The sequence below is a fragment of the Brachybacterium nesterenkovii genome, from assembly GCF_900163655.1.
GTDB classification, from domain to species: domain Bacteria; phylum Actinomycetota; class Actinomycetes; order Actinomycetales; family Dermabacteraceae; genus Brachybacterium; species Brachybacterium nesterenkovii.
Genome location: NZ_FWFG01000096.1, coordinates 1 through 1,479 on the forward strand (window position 1 = coordinate 1; position 1,479 = coordinate 1,479).

Here is a 1,479-nt window from a genome sequence, read left to right on the forward strand (position 1 = left end):
GGTGATGACGCTCGCTGAAATTCCCCAGTTGTGCTCACCGAAATTCCCCAGTCTGGGTCGCTCCGTCGCATGAGGCGGGCCTCCCTGGATGCTGGTGGTCTCTGACCACTCACCAGCCTTCCAGGGAGGCCCAACGCTCATGCTCTCAGAGAGGAGCAGCGTGGACATCCACGCTCTGCACCGGCAGGGAATCACGATCAGCGAGATCGCCCGACGCACCGGCCATGACCGTAAGACCATCCGTTCCTACCTCCGTGGCGACCGCGAGCCCGGAGTCCGCAAACCCGCCGTCCCGGACGCATTCGGGCCCTTCACCGACTACGTCACCGCCAGGCTGATCGAGGACCCCCACCTCTGGGCCGTGACGCTGCTGGACGAGCTGCGACCGCTGGGGTTCGAGGGCTCTTACCAGTCCCTGACCCGTCAGATCCGTAGCCGGTCGTTGCGGCCGGCCTGCCAGGCCTGCGCCCACGTCACCAAGCGCCCCAACGCGGTGATCGAGCACCCGCCCGGGGAGGAGACTCAGTTCGACTGGCTCGAACTGCCCGACGCACCCGTCCAGTGGGCCTACCCCCGGAAAGGGGCGTATGTGCTGGTCGGGTCACTCGCCCACTCCGGCGTCTGGCGGGCCGCGATCGCGCCCTCGATGGACCTGCCCCACCTGCTGGCCGCGATGACGACCGTCCTCACCCTTCTCGGAGGGCTCACGCGGGTGTGGCGGTTCGATCGGATGCGGACCGTGCTGGACCCCGCCACCGGGGACCTGACCGCGATGTTCTCCGCGTTCGCGAAGCACCACGGAGTCCAGGCCGTCGCCTGCCGACCCAGGTCCGGGAATCGTAAGGGCGTGGTCGAGAAGAACAACCACACCGCCGCCCAACGCTGGTGGCGAACCCTGCCCGACGAGATCACGGCCGAGCAGGCCCAGACCTCCCTCGAACAGTTCGCAGCCCGGCAGGACGGCCGCCGCCGCGAGAGCCCGACAGGCACCACGACCGCCGCCAAGATGCGTGCTCAAGAGCGGCTCCGGCCCCTGCCGCCGATGGCGTTCCCGGTAGTGGTGACCGAGCCACGGGGCGTCTCCCGGCAAGCCCTGATCCATTGGCGCGGCAACCGATACTCCGTCCCACCCGAACTCGCGATGGCCACGGTCAATGTTCATCAGCACCTCGGCGCGGACCACATCGAGATCACCACCACCTCCGGCGCTGCAGTTGCTCGTCACCGCCTGGCCGAGCCTGGTCTGGGCATCACCCAGCGCACCTACCAGCACGTCACCGCGCTGGAGACCATCGCACTGGCCTCGGCCCCGCCGGGACGGCCTCACCGCCGCAAGGAACGCATCCCACCCGGTGCTGCGGCGCTGGCCGCTGCCCAGGTCTTGACCGGGCCGCGGGCCCCGACTGCCACCGTGATCGACCTGGCCGCCTATGAGCAGGCCGCGAAGAACAGGAACACCCTGACATGACCACCACACCC

Annotated in this window: 1 protein-coding gene; it reads left to right on the top strand. The window is 68.8% G+C overall.

Annotated features, from left to right (window positions below):
- Positions 1 to 160 precede the first annotated feature (160 nt).
- A complete protein-coding gene (gene istA / locus FM110_RS11030; protein WP_456151129.1) occupies positions 161 to 1,468 on the top strand; it encodes an IS21 family transposase in 1,308 nt (435 codons plus the stop codon).
- The last annotated feature ends 11 nt before the right edge of the window (positions 1,469 to 1,479 follow it).